We start from the raw sequence: 1,028 nt of genomic DNA on the forward strand, positions 1-1,028 counted from the left end.
ATCGCAACACCTTACTTACGTTGACCAAGTCATCATCAATGGATGCAACACCCACTGAAGTGTTGATAACCATTGGCCATAAACAACATAGCGTTACCGTAATCATCGATACGATAAAGGACTTGGCTACCATTGGGTCTGGCGAGACGTAGAGAGCACTCACCAAGATTGTGACCAAAGGCAACCAAGCCAAAGGAGAAACAGGTTTGAACACCTGAATAATCGGATTAACTGCCGAGTTCAGTGTTTTGTTCAGGCCAATGGCAATGCCTAAAGGAATCGCTATCGCGGCAGCCAATAAAAAACCAGAAGCGACCGTCTTTAAGCTGGTAAAGATTTGGTCAAGGAAAGTTTCTTTTCCTGTATACGCTCTGATTTTAGGCACATAAGATGGATCTTCAGCCACTCGTGCCGCATTTCTTTTCTCTTGCCTTTCGTAGAAGGCTTGCTCTTTAGTCCGCTCGGAAACGTGCTCATCATATAAAGAGACGAACTGCTCCATTACCATCGCGGGACCCGGAAACTGCCCCAAAGAAGTTTTAACACTCTGTGCGGCTGCCGCCCAAATAATGAGAAATACCGCAATACCTGCCATGGGTATTGCCAGAGTCTTCGCTGCCATCGCTCCAAACTCTAATACCTTATCCAACCAAACAATTGGTTGTTCTATATCGTCCTTAAGAGATGTCGCCGTTGACATAATCTTCTGCTCCTGCTTAAAGCTACTTCAGTTAACTGACGACTCTCGTTCTAACAAACATTGAGAGCCGATCAAGATAAATCTTTCTTAGACAAACTTCGTTATCAGCAGTCAGACAACAAACCCTGGTTCAGGCCAGCATTTGTCGTCCGACATATGTAATACTCTTTAGATCTTGTCGCCTGATTTCAGACCAATTGAGAACTTCTCGATATACTTGTTTGGTTGTGTACCGTCATAAACAATGTTATCGATAAAGTGCGTTTGTGGGTCACGGTAGCCATCTTCAGTAGAGAAGTCTGGGAAGTCAGCCGCTTTCGCTTTACCT

1 protein-coding gene is annotated in these 1,028 nt (G+C 44.6%); it reads right to left on the reverse strand.

Annotated features, from left to right (window positions below):
- Window positions 1-622, reverse strand: a 622-nt coding sequence (locus A3729_RS27540; RefSeq protein ID WP_369820163.1) for an ABC transporter permease, incomplete at its 3' end; no start/stop codon positions are given.
- Between the last annotated feature and the right edge of the window lie 406 nt (window positions 623-1,028).

Source organism: Oleiphilus sp. HI0043 (assembly GCF_001634935.1).